16 protein-coding genes and 1 pseudogene are annotated in these 16,342 nt (G+C 69.4%); 11 read left to right on the top strand and 6 right to left on the bottom strand.

Translation table 11 applies throughout. From position 1 onward, the window contains the following. The first annotated feature begins 75 nt into the window (after positions 1-75). The 3 genes from gabT (at position 76) to ACG10_RS02575 (ending at position 2,838) form a co-directional block, all read left to right on the top strand. Positions 76-1,356: a 4-aminobutyrate--2-oxoglutarate transaminase gene (gabT, locus tag ACG10_RS02565; protein WP_089167014.1), complete on the top strand. Its 1,281-nt coding sequence runs from the start codon at positions 76-78 to the stop codon at positions 1,354-1,356. 100 nt (positions 1,357-1,456) lie between these two features. Beyond that, positions 1,457-2,131, top strand: a complete 675-nt coding sequence (gene rpe, locus ACG10_RS02570; protein WP_089167015.1) for a ribulose-phosphate 3-epimerase — start codon at positions 1,457-1,459, stop codon at positions 2,129-2,131. Then, positions 2,128-2,838 (top strand): phosphoglycolate phosphatase, encoded by a 711-nt coding sequence (locus tag ACG10_RS02575; protein ID WP_089167016.1) that lies wholly within the window; start codon positions 2,128-2,130, stop codon positions 2,836-2,838. The genes rpe and ACG10_RS02575 overlap by 4 nt, the downstream gene beginning before the upstream one ends. Positions 2,839-2,933: 95 nt before the next feature. On the opposite strand, the gene ACG10_RS02580 is transcribed toward ACG10_RS02575, so the two are convergent. Next, on the bottom strand, positions 2,934-3,827 hold the full coding sequence (locus ACG10_RS02580; RefSeq protein ID WP_089167017.1) for a LysR family transcriptional regulator: 894 nt from the start codon (positions 3,825-3,827) through the stop codon (positions 2,934-2,936). Positions 3,828-3,912: 85 nt separating this feature from the next. Between ACG10_RS02580 and ACG10_RS02585 the strand changes: the two genes are divergently transcribed. The 3 genes and pseudogenes from ACG10_RS02585 to trpE all read left to right on the top strand — a co-directional run bounded on the left by ACG10_RS02585 (position 3,913) and on the right by trpE (position 6,690). Next, a complete protein-coding gene (locus ACG10_RS02585; protein ID WP_089167018.1) occupies positions 3,913-4,689 on the top strand; it encodes an NAD(P)H-dependent oxidoreductase in 777 nt (258 codons plus the stop codon). A gap of 364 nt (positions 4,690-5,053) precedes the next feature. Next, positions 5,054-5,140, top strand: a pseudogene (locus ACG10_RS24060) (phosphoglycolate phosphatase); the annotation flags it as partial. 71 nt (positions 5,141-5,211) lie between these two features. Then, complete coding sequence (gene trpE / locus ACG10_RS02590) at positions 5,212-6,690, top strand: anthranilate synthase component I (RefSeq protein ID WP_089167019.1); 1,479 nt, start codon at positions 5,212-5,214, stop codon at positions 6,688-6,690. A 138-nt stretch (positions 6,691-6,828) separates the two neighbouring features. On the opposite strand, the gene ACG10_RS02595 is transcribed toward trpE, so the two are convergent. After that, the gene (locus ACG10_RS02595; RefSeq protein WP_089167020.1) at positions 6,829-7,284 is read right to left on the bottom strand and encodes a GNAT family N-acetyltransferase; all 456 of its coding nucleotides are present in this window, start codon (positions 7,282-7,284) and stop codon (positions 6,829-6,831) included. Positions 7,285-7,421: 137 nt separating this feature from the next. Between ACG10_RS02595 and hpaI the strand changes: the two genes are divergently transcribed. Further along, positions 7,422-8,210 carry a 4-hydroxy-2-oxoheptanedioate aldolase gene (gene hpaI / locus ACG10_RS02600; protein WP_089167021.1) on the top strand — a complete coding sequence of 263 codons (789 nt, stop codon included), beginning with the start codon at positions 7,422-7,424 and terminating at the stop codon, positions 8,208-8,210. A 10-nt stretch (positions 8,211-8,220) separates the two neighbouring features. Here the strand turns inward: hpaI and ACG10_RS02605 are convergent, their stop codons facing one another. The 3 genes from ACG10_RS02605 to ompR all read right to left on the bottom strand — a co-directional run bounded on the left by ACG10_RS02605 (position 8,221) and on the right by ompR (position 11,414). Then, complete coding sequence (locus ACG10_RS02605; protein WP_039801563.1) at positions 8,221-8,979, bottom strand: TorF family putative porin; 759 nt, start codon at positions 8,977-8,979, stop codon at positions 8,221-8,223. A 396-nt stretch (positions 8,980-9,375) separates the two neighbouring features. After that, positions 9,376-10,683 carry an ATP-binding protein gene (locus ACG10_RS02610; protein ID WP_089167022.1) on the bottom strand — a complete coding sequence of 436 codons (1,308 nt, stop codon included), beginning with the start codon at positions 10,681-10,683 and terminating at the stop codon, positions 9,376-9,378. Further along, positions 10,680-11,414 carry an osmolarity response regulator transcription factor OmpR gene (ompR, locus tag ACG10_RS02615; RefSeq protein WP_089167023.1) on the bottom strand — a complete coding sequence of 245 codons (735 nt, stop codon included), beginning with the start codon at positions 11,412-11,414 and terminating at the stop codon, positions 10,680-10,682. The genes ACG10_RS02610 and ompR overlap by 4 nt, the downstream gene beginning before the upstream one ends. Before the next feature lie 204 nt (positions 11,415-11,618). Between ompR and ACG10_RS02620 the strand changes: the two genes are divergently transcribed. From ACG10_RS02620 to ACG10_RS02635, 4 genes are all read left to right on the top strand, one after another. Further along, complete coding sequence (locus ACG10_RS02620) at positions 11,619-12,149, top strand: hypothetical protein (RefSeq protein WP_089167024.1); 531 nt, start codon at positions 11,619-11,621, stop codon at positions 12,147-12,149. 32 nt (positions 12,150-12,181) lie between these two features. Continuing rightward, on the top strand, positions 12,182-12,475 hold the full coding sequence (locus tag ACG10_RS02625; protein ID WP_089167025.1) for an EF-hand domain-containing protein: 294 nt from the start codon (positions 12,182-12,184) through the stop codon (positions 12,473-12,475). A 13-nt stretch (positions 12,476-12,488) separates the two neighbouring features. Beyond that, positions 12,489-13,337, top strand: a complete 849-nt coding sequence (locus tag ACG10_RS02630; protein WP_039801574.1) for a sterol desaturase family protein — start codon at positions 12,489-12,491, stop codon at positions 13,335-13,337. A gap of 109 nt (positions 13,338-13,446) precedes the next feature. After that, positions 13,447-13,752, top strand: coding sequence for a tetratricopeptide repeat protein (locus ACG10_RS02635; RefSeq protein ID WP_039801577.1), 306 nt, complete (start codon positions 13,447-13,449; stop codon positions 13,750-13,752). 236 nt (positions 13,753-13,988) lie between these two features. Here ACG10_RS02635 and ACG10_RS02640 read toward each other — a convergent pair whose 3' ends face one another. Continuing rightward, positions 13,989-16,223, bottom strand: coding sequence for an alginate lyase family protein (locus ACG10_RS02640; protein WP_089167026.1), 2,235 nt, complete (start codon positions 16,221-16,223; stop codon positions 13,989-13,991). Positions 16,224-16,342 lie beyond the last annotated feature (119 nt).

Genomic DNA, 16,342 nt, shown 5'->3' on the forward strand with positions numbered 1-16,342 from the left:
ACCGGGCGCCCGCGCCTGCCGCCGGCGCCCGATTCTCCTTGAGCGAAGCGCCGCCGCGCGGCCAGAGAGGACCCCATGAGCAGGACCAACGAATCCCTGATGCAACGCCGGATCGCCGCGGTGCCGCGCGGCGTCGGGCAGATCCACCCGATCTTCGCCGAGCATGCGCACAACTGCAGCGTGGTCGACGTGGAGGGGCGCGAGTACATCGACTTCGCCGGCGGCATCGCCGTGCTCAACACCGGTCACCTGCACCCGAAGATCGTCCAGGCGGTGGAGGCGCAGCTGCACAAGCTGTCCCACACCTGCTTCCAGGTGCTAGCCTACGAGCCCTACGTCGAGCTGTGCGAAAAACTCAACGAGCGCGTGCCGGGCGACTTCGCCAAGAAGACCCTGCTGGTCAGCACCGGCTCGGAGGCGGTGGAGAACGCCGTGAAGATCGCCCGCGCGGCCACCGGGCGCACCGGGGTGATCGCCTTCACCAGCGCCTACCACGGGCGGACCCTGATGACCCTGGCGCTGACCGGCAAGAAGGTCCCCTACGCCGCCGGCATGGGCCTGCTGCCGGGCGGCGTGTTCCGCGCCCGCTATCCCAGCGCGCTGCACGGCGTCGAGGTGGCCGAGGCGCTGGCCAGCGTCGAGCGGATCTTCAAGAACGACGCCGAACCGTGCGACATCGCCGCGATCGTCGTCGAGCCGGTGCAGGGCGAGGGCGGCTTCAACGTCGCCCCGCCGGAGTTCATGCGCGGCCTGCGGGCGATCTGCGACCGGCACGGCATCCTGCTGATCGCCGACGAGGTGCAGACCGGCGCCGGGCGTACCGGCACCTTCTTCGCCATGGAACAGATGGGCGTGGCCGCCGACCTCACCGCCTTCGCCAAGTCCATCGCCGGCGGCTTCCCGCTGGCCGGAGTGTGCGGCAAGGCCGAGTACATGGACGCCATTGCCCCCGGCGGGCTCGGCGGCACCTACGCCGGCAGTCCGCTGGCCTGCGCCGCGGCGCTGGCGGTGCTCGAGGTGTTCGAGGAGGAGCGCCTGCTGGAGCGCGCCCGCAGCATCGGCGCGCGGCTGACCGAGGGGCTCTGGGCGATCCAGGCGCGCCACCCGTCGATCGCCGAGGTGCGCGGCCTCGGCGCCATGGTCGCCATAGAGCTGTGCGAGGGCGGCGACCTCGGGAAGCCGGCCACTACGCTGACCGGGCAGATCGTCGCCCGGGCCCGCGACAAGGGCCTGATCCTGCTGTCCTGCGGCACCTGCGGCAACGTGCTGCGCTTCCTGATGCCGCTGACCGTGCCGGACGAGTTGCTCGACCGCGGCCTGGCGATTCTTGCCGAGTGCTTCGACGAACTGGGCTGACGCGCTCTCCCGGCAAGGGCAGGGCGGACCGCCGCCCTTGCCGCACCGGCGGTGACGGGGGAAACTGCACGCCTTTGCCGCAAGCCGTTCCGAGGTACCCATGCAGCCCTTCGCCATCGCCCCGTCGATTCTCTCCGCCGACTTCGCCCGCCTGGGCGAAGAGGTGGACAAGGTCCTCGCCGCCGGCGCCGACATCGTCCACTTCGACGTGATGGACAACCACTACGTGCCCAACCTGACCATCGGCCCGATGGTCTGCACGGCGCTGCGCAAGTACGGCATCACCGCCCCCATCGACGTGCACCTGATGGTCAAGCCGGTCGACCGCATCATCGGCGACTTCCTCGACGCCGGTGCCAGCTACATCACCTTCCACCCCGAGGCCAGCGAGCACATCGACCGCTCCCTGCAACTGATCAAGGACGGCGGCGCCAGGGCCGGCCTGGTGTTCAACCCGGGCACCCCGCTGGACTGCCTGAAGTACGTGATGGACAAGCTCGACATGGTGCTCCTGATGAGCGTCAACCCCGGCTTCGGCGGCCAGAAGTTCATCCCCCGCACCCTCGACAAGCTGCGCGAGGCGCGCGCGCTGATCGACGCCAGCGGCCACGCCATCCGCCTGGAGATCGACGGCGGGGTCAACGTGAAGAACATCGCCGAGATCGCCGCCGCCGGCGCCGACACCTTCGTCGCCGGCTCGGCGATCTTCGGCCAGCCCGACTACAAGGCGGTGATCGACGCCATGCGCGCCGAGCTGGCCCGGGTGCGCCCATGACGACGCCGCTGCACGGCCTGTTCGGCGGGCGCCTGCCGAGGCTGGCGATGTTCGACCTCGACGGTACCCTGGTCGATTCGGTGCCGGACCTGGCGGCGGCGGTGGACCGCATGCTCGTCCAGCTCGGCCGCGCGCCGGCCGGCATCGAGCGGGTGCGCCTGTGGATCGGCAACGGCGCGCCGGTGCTGGTGCGCCGCGCCCTGGCCGGCGACCTGCGCCACGACGGTGTGGACGCAGCCGAGGCCGAGACGGCGCTGGCGCTGTTCATGCAGGCCTACGCCGACAGCCACGGGCTGACCCGCATCTATCCCGGCGTGCTGGAAACCCTCGACTGGCTGCGCGAACGGAACGTGCAGCTGGCGCTGATCACCAACAAGCCGGCGCGCTTCCTGCCCGAACTGCTGGCCGACAAGGGCCTGGACGGCTATTTCCGCTGGGTCGTCGGCGGCGACACCCTGCCGCAGCAGAAGCCCGATCCGGCGGCGCTGCTCTGGGTGATGGAGCAGGCCGGCGTGATGGCGGAGGAGGCGCTGTTCGTCGGCGACTCGCGCAACGACGTGCTCGCCGCCCGGGCGGCGGGGGTCGCCTGCGTGGCGCTGTCCTACGGCTACAACCACGGCCGGCCGATCGCCGAGGAGGGGCCGGCGCTGGTGCTCGACGTGCTGTCCGGGTTGGTTGATTCGACACCCGCGGCTGCGCTGATGTGACCACTCGCGGGGCGACACGCATGCTCGTGTCGTTGCTTGGCTGGACGGTTTCCCTGATCATCGATCGAGCCTGAGAGTGCAGCGCTCTGCACGGATCACACTGAATCTGCGATGTACTCGCGCAGCCATTGATGGGCGGGGTCGCGATGAGAGCGTTCATGCCAGAACATGGCCATCTCGAAGCCCGGTACATCAACCGGTGGCTCGACAACCTGCAACGCACTGGTATTGCGAACCAGGCGCGAAGGTAACATCGCCACGAGATCAGTGCTTGCCAGGACCGACATCACGAACAGGAAGTGCGGAACGGAAAGCACCACCCGGCGCGTCAGGCCCACCTCCGCGAGCGCCTCGTCCGTGATGCCGCGAAATCCCCCGCCATCCGGCGACACCATCAGGTGCTCAAGTTCGCAGAACTGCGCCAGCGTTGGTCGTCTTTTCAGGCGAGGATGACCCGTGCGGCTCACCAAAACATAGTGTTCCGTAAAGAGCGCGCGGCGATGCAGGCCGGACGGCGCCTCCTCACTGGTATGCAAGGCAAGATCGATCTCCCCCCGTTCCGCCTGCCTGGCGATGCGTGACGGCACAACTTGAAGGACTGCCAGTCGCGTACCGGGCGCCACCGAACGCAGGCCGCTCAGGGCTGGCAGCAGGATCGCCGACTCGCTGTAGTCGGACGCGGCGACGCGCCACGCATGACGGGCCTCGGCAGGGTCGAAGGGGCTGGCGGGCGATACCGCGCGCTCGAGCGCCTCCAGTGCTTGCCGCAAGGGTTCGCGCAGCTCGTCGGCCCGCGCGGTGGGCCGCATGCCTCGCGGCCCCGGCAGCAACAGGGGGTCCCCGAAGATGTCCCGCAGCTTGGCGAGGTGGACGCTGACCGAGGGTTGGGCGAGGTTCAGGCGCTCCGCCGCACGGGTCACATTGTGTTCCGAGAGCAACACATCAAGCGTCACCAGCAGGTTGAGATCCAGCCGCCTGAGATTGTTCATGACAATACCTGGAATATTGGATATTCATTTCCAATATATCCGGCAAGGCCCCACTCTGCTCCTGTCCAGCAACGGAGGCCCAGCCATGAATATTCTGCTCGTCCATGCCCACCCTGAACCCCGGTCATTGAACGGCTCGCTCAGGGACTTTTCGGTCAAGCGCCTCGAGAAGGCTGGGCACGTCGTCCAGGTATCGGACCTGTATGCCATGCACTGGAAGGCGACGCTCGACGCCGACGACAGTACGGACCGGCGGGCCGATACGCGCTTCGATCCCTCCCTCGACTCCAGGCGGGCGTTCGAGAGCGGCACGCAGAGCCAAGACATTGCGCGCGAACAGGACAAGCTGCGCTGGGCGGATGCCCTCATCCTGCAGTTTCCCCTGTGGTGGTTCTCGATGCCGGCGATCCTCAAGGGCTGGGTGGAGCGCGTCTATGCGTATGGCTTCGCCTACGGCGTGGGGGAACACTCCGACAGCCACTGGGGCGATCGCTACGGGGAAGGCACGCTGGCGGGAAAACGAGCGATGCTGATCGTCACGGCGGGCGGCTGGGAGTCCCATTACGGCCTGCGGGGCATCAATGGCCCGATCGACGATATCCTGTTCCCCATCCAGCATGGAATTCTGTATTACCCCGGCTTCGACGTCTTGCCGCCGTTCGTGGTCTATCGGACAAGCCGAATGGACGAAGCAAGGTTTTCAGGGATTTGTGACGCGCTCGGACAACGTCTCGACGATCTTTGGAAGACTACGCCGATTCCGTTCCGCCCACAGAACGCTGGTGCGTACGATATCCCGAAACTCACGTTGCGGCCGGATATTGCTCCGGATCGGTCTGGCTTCGCTGCGCACATCGCGTAGACATTACGCCGTCACGCATTCCTGCGTTGTAGGCGATCAGTGAACGGCGCCACTCGGGTCTCGGCGTTCTACCGGAAGGTGCGGGAGATCACCAACGGCGATCGTCAGGCGGGTGGACGGCGGACCGGACATCCTGAGTAATCGCGTGCTGCTTCACCCGAATGGCCATGCACTGGCCCACAGCCCGGAAAGACAGGTTGAGCTGCTCCACAGCGGCTTATTATAAGTGGTATAGTCGCGCGCAACATTCGTGCATTGCCGGCCGAGTCTCTTGGCTTGAGCCGTATGCGGTGAAAGTCGCACGCACGGTTCTTGGGGGGATGGACCAGGAATGGCCCGTCCTACCCGGCTTGTCCATCCCGCCCCCGAGAGAAACGCAATCGTGGTGGTCTCCCGCAAACTCTGGATGAAGGTCATCAAGGCCCTGGCCCGCTGGCGCTGGCGCGCCTGACGACATCCCCTGCCGGTTCGCCGGCGCGTTTGCCCCTTTCCCGTAATTCCCGCCCGCCACGAGGCTGATTCATGACCCGCGAAGAATTCCTGCGCCTGGCCGCCGAAGGCTACAACCGCATTCCGCTCGCCTGCGAAACCCTCGCCGACTTCGACACCCCGCTGTCGATCTACCTGAAGCTCGCCGACGCGCCGCACAGCTACCTGCTGGAGTCGGTGCAGGGCGGCGAGAAGTGGGGCCGCTACTCGATCATCGGCCTGCCGGCGCGCACCGTGCTGCGCGTCCATGGGTACTGCGCCTCGGTCAGCGTCGACGATGTCGAGGTGGAGCGCCACGACTGCGAAGACCCGCTGGCCTTCGTCGAAGCCTTCAAGGCGCGCTACCGGGTGCCGACCCTGCCGGGGCTGCCGCGCTTCAACGGCGGCCTGGTCGGCTACTTCGGCTACGACTGCGTGCGCTACGTCGAGAAGAAGCTCGCCCACTGCCCGAACCCCGACCCGCTGGGCACCCCGGACATCCTCCTGATGGTCTCCGACGCGGTGGTGGTGTTCGACAATCTGGCCGGCAAGATGCATCTGATCGTCCTCGCCGATCCGGGCGAGGCGGAGGCCTTCGAGCAGGGCCAGGCGCGCCTGCAGGCGCTGCTGGAAAAGCTGCGCCAGCCGCTGGCGCCGCGCCAGGGCATCGATCTTTCCGCCCCGCCCGGCGCCGAGCCGGCATTCCGCGCCAGCTTCGGCCGCGAAGACTACGAGCGCGCGGTGGACACCATCAAGGAGTACATCCTCGCCGGCGACTGCATGCAGGTGGTGCCCTCGCAGCGCATGTCGATCGACTTCAAGGCCGCGCCCATCGACCTGTACCGGGCGCTGCGCTGCTTCAACCCGACCCCCTACATGTATTTCTTCAATTTCGGCGACTTCCACGTGGTCGGCAGTTCCCCGGAAGTGCTGGTGCGCGTCGAGGACGGCCTGGTCACGGTGCGCCCGATCGCCGGCACCCGCCCGCGCGGCGCGACCGAGGAAGCCGACCTGGCACTGGAAAAGGACCTGCTCTCCGACGCCAAGGAGCTGGCCGAGCACCTGATGCTGATCGACCTGGGCCGCAACGACGTCGGCCGGGTCGCCGACACCGGCTCGGTGAAGGTCACCGACCAGATGGTCATCGAGCGCTACTCCAACGTCATGCACATCGTCTCCAACGTCACCGGCCAGCTCAGGGACGGGCTGACGGCGATGGACGCGCTGCGCGCCATCCTGCCCGCCGGCACCCTCTCCGGCGCGCCGAAGATCCGCGCCATGGAGATCATCGACGAGCTGGAGCCGGTCAAGCGCGGGGTCTACGGCGGCGCCGTCGGCTATCTGGCGTGGAACGGCAACATGGACACGGCGATCGCCATCCGCACCGCGGTGATCAAGGACGGCGAGCTGCACGTGCAGGCCGGCGGCGGCATCGTCGCCGACTCGGTGCCGGCGCTAGAGTGGGAGGAAACCATCAACAAGCGCCGCGCCATGTTCCGCGCCGTGGCCCTGGCCGAGCAGGGCAAGGCCTGACCCGAAGCCGCTGGGGCTGTAGGGCGGACAACGCCGCCGGCTTGTCCACCCTGCCCGGCTCGGGGTACAGGTCGTAGGGGGATGAAACCCGCCGAACATGGCGCGGGGCCGCACCGAAATCGGCGGGTTGCACCCGCCCTACGGCTGTGGATCGAGCGCCCGGCGCAGGGGGATCATCGGCGAGCGGGCGAAGCCCTGGCGGGCGTAGAAGCGCTGGGCGTCGAGGTTGTCGGCGTCGGTCAACAGGGTGATGCGCCGGCAGCCGCGGCTTTGCGCGGTGGCGATGGCCGCCTCCAAAAGCTGTGTGCCGAGGCCGTGGCCGCGGGCCGCGGCATCCACCACCATGTCCTCGAGCAGTGCCACCGGCGTGCCCAGCGCGGTGGAAACCGTATAGAGCAGGTTGACCATGCCGAGGATCTGTCCGTCCTCGTGGGCGAGCAGGATCTCGCCGACCGCCGGATCGTCGATGATCGCCGCCAGGCCGCGCTGCTGCGCCGTGCGGTCGGGCGTGAATTCGGCTTCCTGGGCGAACAGCTGGTCGAGCAGGCGGCACAGCGCCGGGATGTCGGCGGGCGTGGCGGGGCGGATCTCCATGGGCGTTTCTCCGAAGGGGACATGGACCGGCAGGTGGGCTTAACCTGCGGGTATCAGGCTGTTACCGGCAGGCCGGGCATGATACTGCCTGCCTCCGTCCCAGGCCTTCCTTCCTGCCCCCTTTCAAGGAGCGAACCATGCAGATGCCCGTCAACACCTTCAAGCAGCGCCTGAGCCGGGAGGCGCAGATTGGCGTCTGGGTCGGCCTGGCCGATCCCTACTGCGCCGAACTGGCGGCCAATGCCGGCTTCGACTGGCTGCTGCTCGACGGCGAACACGCGCCCAACGACCTGCGCTCGCTGCTCGGCCAGCTGCAGGCGGTGGCGCCCTACGCCTGCCAGGCGGTGGTCCGTCCGCCGGTCGGCGATCCGGTGCTGATCAAGCAACTGCTCGACATCGGCGCGCAGACCCTGCTGGTGCCCATGGTGGAGACCGCCGAGCAGGCGCAGGGCCTGGTCGCCGCCATGCACTACCCGCCGCATGGCATCCGCGGGGTGGGCGCTTCCCTGGCCCGCGCCTCGCGCTGGAACGGCATCCCCGACTACCTGGACGAAGCCGACGCGCAGATGTGCCTGCTGGTCCAGGTGGAGAGCGTCAGGGGACTGGAGAATCTCGACGCCATCGCCGCGGTCGAGGGGGTGGACGGGATCTTCATCGGCCCGGCGGATCTCTCCGCGTCCATGGGCCACCGCGGCGCGCCGGGCCATCCGGCGGTGGTGGCGGCCATCGAGGACGGCATCGCGCGCATCCGCCGCGCCGGCAAGGCCGCCGGCATCCTCGCCACGGACGAGGCGCGGGCGCGCCGCTACCTGGAGCTGGTCGTCGCGGTGGGCGTCGACACCAGCCTGCTGATGCGCGCCATGAAGGCCCTGGCGGGCCGCTTCAAGGGCGGCGCCGCGGAGCCCGCGGGGAGCGGCGGCTACTGAGTGCGAACGGTCAGAAGGTCTTGGACACCGAGGCGACGAAGTTGGCGTCGCAGTGGGTGTCGTTGCCGGTGAAGTTCTCGCACTCCTCGTCCTTCAGGTCGGTCTGGGTATAGGCCAGGCCGAACTGCAGGCCGACGAACTCCTTGCTCACCCCGACGTACCAGTCGTAGTAGGCGTCCTCGCCCTTGCTCGCGCCGTCCTTGAAGAAGGTGTCGTCCTTGAAGTCGTACTTGCCGAAGCGCATGGACAGGCCCACGCCGTAGGGCAGGTCGCGCTTGTAGCCGATGTAGGAGTAGACGACGTTGTTGTCGCTGTTGACGTCGTCCGAGTAGTTGATGCCGACCTTGAAGCCGTAGGCGGAGAGGCTGCCGTAGAACTCGCTGTAGTTCAGGTCCGAGTTGCCGAGGTCGTCGCCCGGGTAGTCGTACTTGAGCCAGCCCACGTCGAAGGCCAGGGCCTCGGTGATGTTGCTGCCGTAGCCGACGTAGTAGTCGTATTCCACCGGGGCGTCCGAGGTCTCGAAGTCGACGTTGGAGGCCCACATGCCGACGTACAGGCCGCTCTCGTGGACGATGTCCAGTCCGCCCTGGATGGCCGGGTCTCCCTTGGTCTGCGAGATGCCGCGGAAGATGTACTCGGTGGCCAGGGTGGCGTTGGCGCTGACGCTGAACTCGCCGAGCGGCGTATCCACCGTCGTCCCCGCCACGGCGATGCAACTGCCGGCCATGGCGCCGGCGGTGGTGAGGGCGAGGGTCGTTTTCTTGAACATGACTCGTCTGTCCTTGAGGGTTGCAGTGCGCGTGTTCCGCGCAGGTCTTGAGGATGATCCGGTAAGGCTGTTTTTGAGATAAGCACAGGGCTTGCCAACCATCAAAAAACTTCTGAAAAAGAGATTTCCTTGCGCTTTTCAGGGGTTTTCTGCACCACTTCTGGCGTATTGTGCCCGGGCTGTGCATTGTTCCGGTGCGTCTGCTCCCGGAGGACATGGCGAGGCTGCACTGCCGGCAGGCAGCCTTGGCCCTGCGAAGGGGCATGTGTTCGAGGAGTGATCCGGCAGGGGGCTGCAGGGCGGGTTCGAGCGATAACGGAGCGGTGGGCGGAGCTGGTGCGGGCAGCACGCAGGCTGCTTCAGGAGAGGGCGGGGGGCTGTATTCGTTGCCCGCTTTCAGCCGCGGTGCAGGGGCAGGCCGATCCGCGCCCGCAGGCCCTGGCCGGGCCGCTCGGACAGTTCCAGGCGGCCGCCGTGCTCGCGGGCGATGCGCTCGGCGATGGCCAGGCCGAGGCCGGCGCCCGGCGCCCCGCCGCGGGCGTTCTCGCCGCGGCGGAAGGCCTGCTTCAGCGCCTCGGCGTCCCGTCCGCCGAGGCCCGCGCCGCTGTCGATCACCTCGAGCCAGGCGCTGTCGCCGTCCATGCCGGTGCGCAGGCGGACCGGCGGACGGCCGTGGCGCCAGGCGTTCTCCAGCAGGTTGGTCAGCGCCCGGCGCAGCGCCGCCGGGTGCATCCGCACCGGCGGCGGCGCACCCGGCTCCAGCAGCAGCGGCTGGCCGTGGTCGGCGTAGGCGGCCGCCAACTCCCGGGCCAGGACGTCGAGCTCGCCGACCACCGCCGGTTCCTCGCGGCTGTCGCGGGCGAAGTCGAGGAACTGTCCGACGAGTGCGTCCATCTCGGCGATGCTGCGCCGCAGGCTGGCGGCCACCTCGGGCTCGTCGCGGCCGGCGAGGATCTCCACGCCCAGGCTCAGTTTGGCCAGCGGCGTGCGCAGGTCGTGGGAGAGGCCGGCCAGCATCAGGGCGCGCTCGCGTTCGTTGCGCGCGAGGCTGTCGCGCAGGCGGTTGAAACTGCGGCTGAGGCTGGCGGTTTCCTCCGGGCCGTCCTCCGCCAGAGGTTCCGGTTCGCCGCCGCGGCCGAGGCACTCGGCGGCCAGCACCACGCGGGTCAGGGGCCGGTTCAGGCGGCGCTGGATCGCCAGGGCGCCGGCCAGCGCCAGCAGTCCGGCGCCCAGCGAGGCGAACAGCCAGGTGCCGGTGAACAGGCGCTCCGGCAGGATGCCCGGCACCGCCAGCCAGAGGTCCTCGCCCTCCAGGCGCAGGCGCAGCACCGGGCCGCCGCCGGCCTCGCGCAGCCAGTGCACCTCCAGGTCGTCGCCGGCCAGACGCTCGGTCAGGCGCCGGGCGAAGTTCCGCTCCAGCGGTGGCAGCGGGGTGGGCGGCCCGTCGCCGCCGGCGATGCTGTGGCCGGCCAGGGCCTGCGCGTTGAAGCGGGCGACGAAGGCCGTGCGCTGCGCCGGCGGCAACGCCAGCAGGCTGGCGCGCAGGGCCGTCGCATTGTGTGCCACGCCGGCGGCGATCTGCTCCAGGCGCGGTTCGAGGATCAGCCGGCGGGCCAGCAGCGCCCCGCCCAGCTGGCCGAGCAGGATCAGCAGGGCGATCAGCAGCAGGCTGCGGCCGAACAGGCTGCGCGGCAGCAGCCTCATGGCTGGTCCTCCGCGCGGCCGTCGGGCATGAACACGTAGCCCAGCCCCCAGACCGTCCGGATGTAGCGCGGCTGCGCCGGATCGTCCTCGATCGCCCGGCGCAGGCGCATGACCTGCACGTCGATGCTGCGGTCGCTGGCCTCGTGGTCGCGGCCGCGGCTCAGCTCGATCAGCCGGTCGCGGCCGAGGGGCCGCCGTGGGTGCCGGGCCAGCGCCTGGAGCAGGGCGAACTCGCCGCTGGTCAGGGGGATGTCGCGGCCGTCGCGGCTCAGGCGCCGTTCGCCGAGGTGCAGGCTGAAGGGGCCGAAGCCGATCCGCCCGTCGCCCGGCAGCGGGCCGCTGTGGGCGCCGAGCATGCGCTGGCGGCGGATCAGCGCCTCGATGCGCGCCTGCAGCTCGCGCGGGTTGAAGGGTTTGGGCAGGTAGTCGTCGGCGCCCATCTCCAGGCCGATGATGCGGTCCAGCGGATCGCCGCGGGCGGTGAGCATGACGATGGGAATGGTCTCGCCCTGCGCGCGCAGGCGCCGGCACAGCGACAGGCCGTCCTCGCCGGGCATCATCACGTCGAGCACCAGCACGTCGAAACGCTCGCGGCCGAGCAGGTGCTCCAGCCGCTGGCCGCCGTCCAGGGTGCGCACCGCATAGCCCTGGTCGCTCAGATAGCGCTGCAGCAGCGCGCGCAGGTCGTGCTCGTCATCGACCACCAGAATTCTTCCCAGGGCCTCGCCCATTTCCTCTCTCCCGTCGGTTGCGCCGTGAGGGTGACGCAGGAGCCACCCCTGCGCCCGGGCAATCCATGACAAATGGTTACAGAAGCGCCCGCCGCTCACCGATTGTCACGCATTGCCCGGCGCCGGCAACGGTTCGCTCATGGCTCCCGCCGATAGTGGCTTCCGCCGCCAGACGACGGCATCCACTCAAGAGGAGTCCATCCCATGAAATCCCTGTCACCCATCTTCGCCGCCCTGCTCGCCCTGTCCGCCGGCCTGGCGTTCGCCGACGCCCAGGCCGGGGAGCGCCGCGTGGTCCGCACGAACGGCCAGGGCGGCGGCAGCGCCACGCAGCTCGAGCGCCACGCGGGGCAGCGCGGCAGCCTGCAGCGCGGCCGCGTCATGGTCGCCGACGGCCAGGGCAATGCCAGCGCCGCCCGCGGCGCCAGCCTGCAGGGCAGCGACGGCGGCAGCCTCGAGCGCCGCGCCAGCCGTTCGCGCAGCGACGACGGCAGCCGGCAGAGCGAACGCAGCCTGTCCGCCACCGGCAGCCAGGGCAGCAGCCTGCAGAGCAACGGCGGGCTGACCTATACCGCCGAGTCGGGGCTGAGCCAGAGCCGTTCCACCAGCCTCACCAACGCGGCCACCGGCAACAGCCTGCAGGGCAGCACCAGCTATAGCCGGGACGGCGGCCTGACCCGCAGCGTCGCCTGTCAGGACGCCAGCGGTGCCAGCATCGCCTGCCCCTCGCGCTAACCCCTTCCGAACTTTTTCTCCGGAGAAACGCCATGCGTACCCCTTTCATCCCCGTTATCCTCGCCTGCGCCCTGTTCGCCACGGCCGGCGTCGCCCTCGCCGAGCCGGCCCGCGGCGAACGCCTGCAGGCCGAACTGCAGCAGCGCTTCGCCAGCGCCGACCACGACGGCGACGGCCGCCTGAGTGCCGAGGAGGCCAAGGCCGGCATGCCCTTCGTGTCCCGCCACTTCGCGGCGATCGACGCCGAGGGGCAGGGTTCGGTCAGCCTGGAGCAGATCAAGAGCTTCGCCCAGGCGCAGATGGCCCGGCGCAAGGGCGCCCAATAGAGGAGGAACCGCCATGCCCATCGAAGCGATACGCGACACCCTGGGGCCGCAGGCGCTGCCCTGGTTCGCCGCGGCCTTTCTCGTGCTGCTCGGCATCGCCTGCGTCGAGGGGCTGGCGCGCAGCCTGCTCCGGCCGGGCTCCTACGACTGGCGGGCCAGCGCCGCCTCGTTCGCCGACGCGCTGATCCGCCGCGGCGTGGACGCCCTGGGCCTTTCCCTGGTGGCGCCGCTGTTCGTGCTGGCCTGGGAGCACCGCCTGCAGACCCTGGAGATGTCCAGCCCGGCGGCCTTCGTCGCCCTGTTTCTCGGCCAGGACTTCCTCTATTACTGGTATCACCGGATGGCGCACCGGGTGCGCTGGTTCTGGGCCAGCCACACGGTGCACCACTCGCCCAACCAGCTGAGCCTGGCCACCGCCCTGCGCCTGGGCTGGACCGGCAGGCTGACCGGCAACGGGCTGTTCTACGTGCTGCTGGTCTGGCTGGGCTTCCCGCCGCTGGCGGTGACCGCCGCGGTGACGCTCAACCTGCTCTACCAGTTCTGGGTGCACGCGCCCTGGATGCCCCGGCTCGGCCCGCTGGAGTGGGTGCTGAACACGCCCACCCACCACAAGGTGCACCATGCCAGCAACCCGGAATACCTGGACTGCAACTACGGCGGCGTGCTGATCGTCTTCGACCGGCTGTTCGGCACCTTCGTCGAATACCGCCCGGAGATCCCCATCCGCTACGGCCTCACCAGGCCGCTGCACAGCTACAACCCGCTGCGCATCGCCCTGCACGGCTGGCTGGAACTGGGCCGCGACCTGCTCCGGGCGCGGGGCCTGCGCGCCCGCCTGGGGGTGCTGGTCGGGCCGCCCTGAGGCGTGGCCGGCCGTCCCGCGGGGCCACCGGTCTGCCGGCGGGCGGCCTATACTCGCTGCGGCCCGCGCCCTTTGGGGCGGCCGTCTCGCGGACCCGACGGAGGTCGACATGCTCGAATCGCTGGAAAAGATGCTCGCCCAGGGCGTGGACAGCCCGCTGCTGCGCTTCGGCCTCGGCAAGGGCTACCTGGATGCCGGCGACGCGCCGCGTGCCGCCGGGCATCTGCGCCGCTGCGTGGAACTCGACCCGAACTATTCCGCTGCCTGGAAGCTGCTCGGCAAGGCGCTGCAGGCCGCCGGCGACGCAGACGGCGCCCGGCAGGCCTGGGAGCGGGGCCTGGAGGCCGCCCGCCGGCATGGCGACCGGCAGGCGGAGAAGGAAATGACGGTCTTCCTCAAGCGGCTGGACCGGTAGCGCTAGAGCATTTTCATGAAATACCGGATCACTGCTGCAACTGTAGGCCGGGTTAGCCCGTAGGGCGTAACCCGGCGCGACAGGCAATGCCGGGCAGGCTGTCGGGTTACGCTACGCTAACCCGACCTACGGAGCGGCCATCCACGCATGTCGTTATCCTGATCGCCCCCAAAAGGCGAATCTGAATAGGGTGAAACTGCTCTAGCCGCTGCGGGGCTGCCGAACGGCGGCGGTCGTCACCGGCGTTCCCTTGAGGCCATTTCCGATCGCGTTTCCCCGGCAGCCGGTTCATCGAAGCGCCCGACATGGCCGCTCCATGCGAGCAGCCTGCCGTCGATCTCGGCCCGATGCGCCTTCGCCGCATCGGCGTCGTCGGCGATGGCCAGGGTCAGCGTGCGGCCGTCGAGCAGTTCGAGGCTGACGAGGTCGGCATCCGCGGCGCGGACATGGCGCAGCGCGGCGATCCGGCTGCGGCTGTCGCTGACCGTCTCGGCGTCCGGGTCGTACAGACCGTGCGGTTCGAGCACGGCGACGAAGGTGGCGTCGGTGGCGTTCTCCAGGCGCTCGATCAGCACCGGCTCGCGGCGCAGGTTGAAGTGCGGGTCGTTGGCGCCGCTCTCGGCGAGGATGAGCTTCGTCCCGGCGGGCGGCAGCAGGCGGTAGGTATAGAAGCGCTGGCCGTTCAGCCAGGTCAGGGTGGCGTTGCCGTCCTGCGGCGTGCCGGTCGCATCCACCCACAGATGCTGGTAGCCGTTGGCGCTGCCGAGCACCGGCCGCTGTGCCGGGTTCGACTGCAGCGGAAAGCCCACCGCGGTGAGATGCCCCGCATAGTGCAGGGGCCGGTCGTACTGGGCCGGCTTGCTGCCCTGGACGCGCAGCAGGTCGACGACCACGGGGCTGGCCAGGCCCTCTATCGTCAGTTGCGCCAGGGTGCGGCGGAAGCGCACGCCGGGGTAGGCGCCTTCCATTTCCGCAGTACTCACCCGCGTCGGCCCGTCCGCCGAGAAGAACAGCTGGCGGGGCGCCATCTTCTCGCCGGCCTTCCACTGGCCGTCGAAGTGGCTGGTCTCGTTGACCACCAGGGTGTTGTGGGCGACGGTCTGCCGGGCCCAGCTCTGGTTTTCCTTCAGGTAGCGGCCGCCGTCCTTGGACTCGACGTTGAGAAAGCGCGCCGAGCCGTAGTCGGTGACCACCGCGGCACCCTCGTCGTAGAGCATCCAGCCGAGCTTGTCGAAATGCCCGTGGCCCATGCCCTGGGCGCTGTTCTTGACGACCAGCACCTGATCCCGCTCGCCCGGCCCGGCGCGCAGGACGGCGACGGCGCCGCGGTCGCCTTGCGGGCCGTCGCGGAACAGCCGGGAGGCGAAGGGGAACGGCTGTTCCTTGCCTTCCGCCAGGTCGCGGGCGACCAGCAGTCCTTCGGGGGTGAGGGTGGTGCGTCCCTGCCAGCGGGCGACGGACAGGAAGGCCGGGTCGCGGGTCGCGGCATAGCCGATGGCGATCGCCTGATAGAGCTCGTCGGTCCGCAGGCTCTTGTCGCGCAGGGCGTCATTGAGCGGAAAGAGATAGCCGCCCTGGCTGAGCTGGACGGTGCTGCGGATCGCCTTGAGCAGCACGCCGTCGCGGTAGTCGAATATCTTGCGCGCGGGCTCGTTGGCGTCGATCGCCTGGGCGAAGACCACGAAGGGCATGAGGGCATAGCGCTGGTAGTAGGGGCCTTCGGTGTAGTAGCCGTCGGGCGAGAACAGCTGGTCGACCTGGCGCAGGAAGCCGGTCCTGCCGCTCTGGTCGAGGCCGTTCAGCGCCTTGGCCACCAGTTCGTCGTCGCGCAGCACGTAGCCGGTCATGCCGACGGCGGCGCAGGCCCAGGTCGCGTGGTTGTGGATCAGCTCGAAGACCTGCGGCTGGCCTTCGGAGAGAAACGCCGCCATCGGGCGGAACACCTGCTCGTCGATGGTCTGCCGGTCCTCGGCCGAGAGCGTGTCGCGGATCGCGTCGTAGCCCTGTATCGCATAGACCAGCCAGACGCTGTCGTTGAGGCTCTGCCAGAACAGCCGCCCCGGCGAGTCGCCGCTGGCGGCCGGGTGCGGCCCGAGGGTCGGATAGAGTTTCGCGTACTCCAGCAGCAGGCGGCGCGTGTAGTCGGCGTAGGCGCCATCGCCGGTGATCCGGTACAGCAGGCCGGCGCCGTAGAGCGCCATGTAGTTGCGCTTGTGCTGCTCGTGGCTGAAGCCGCCGCCGGGGTCCTTGGGCACCGGCACGTCGATCCCGGCGCGCCTGGCCGCCCCGACCAGTGCCTCCAGGCGCTGGCGCTCGCCGGCGAACAGCGGGTAGTCGGCGCGGATCGACCCCGGCCCGGCATCCTTGAACAGCACGGGGCCGGCGCCTGCCGGCGCGGCGGCCAGGGCCTCGGTCTGTGCCGAGAGCAGCAGGGCGGCGAGCAGGCTCAGGGTGGTTGGCAGTCTTTGCATCGGCGGTATTCCTTTTCTGCTGGTGGTCCGGTTGGTCGGCAATCGAGCTTTAGAGGGCGTCGAGCCGTCGGGTTCCCTGCCTGCGGGCCGAGTGGACAAAGATGGCCAGTGTGCCGGCG

Origin of the sequence: Azotobacter chroococcum (genome assembly GCF_002220155.1) — a bacterium.
Classification (GTDB): domain Bacteria; phylum Pseudomonadota; class Gammaproteobacteria; order Pseudomonadales; family Pseudomonadaceae; genus Azotobacter; species Azotobacter chroococcum.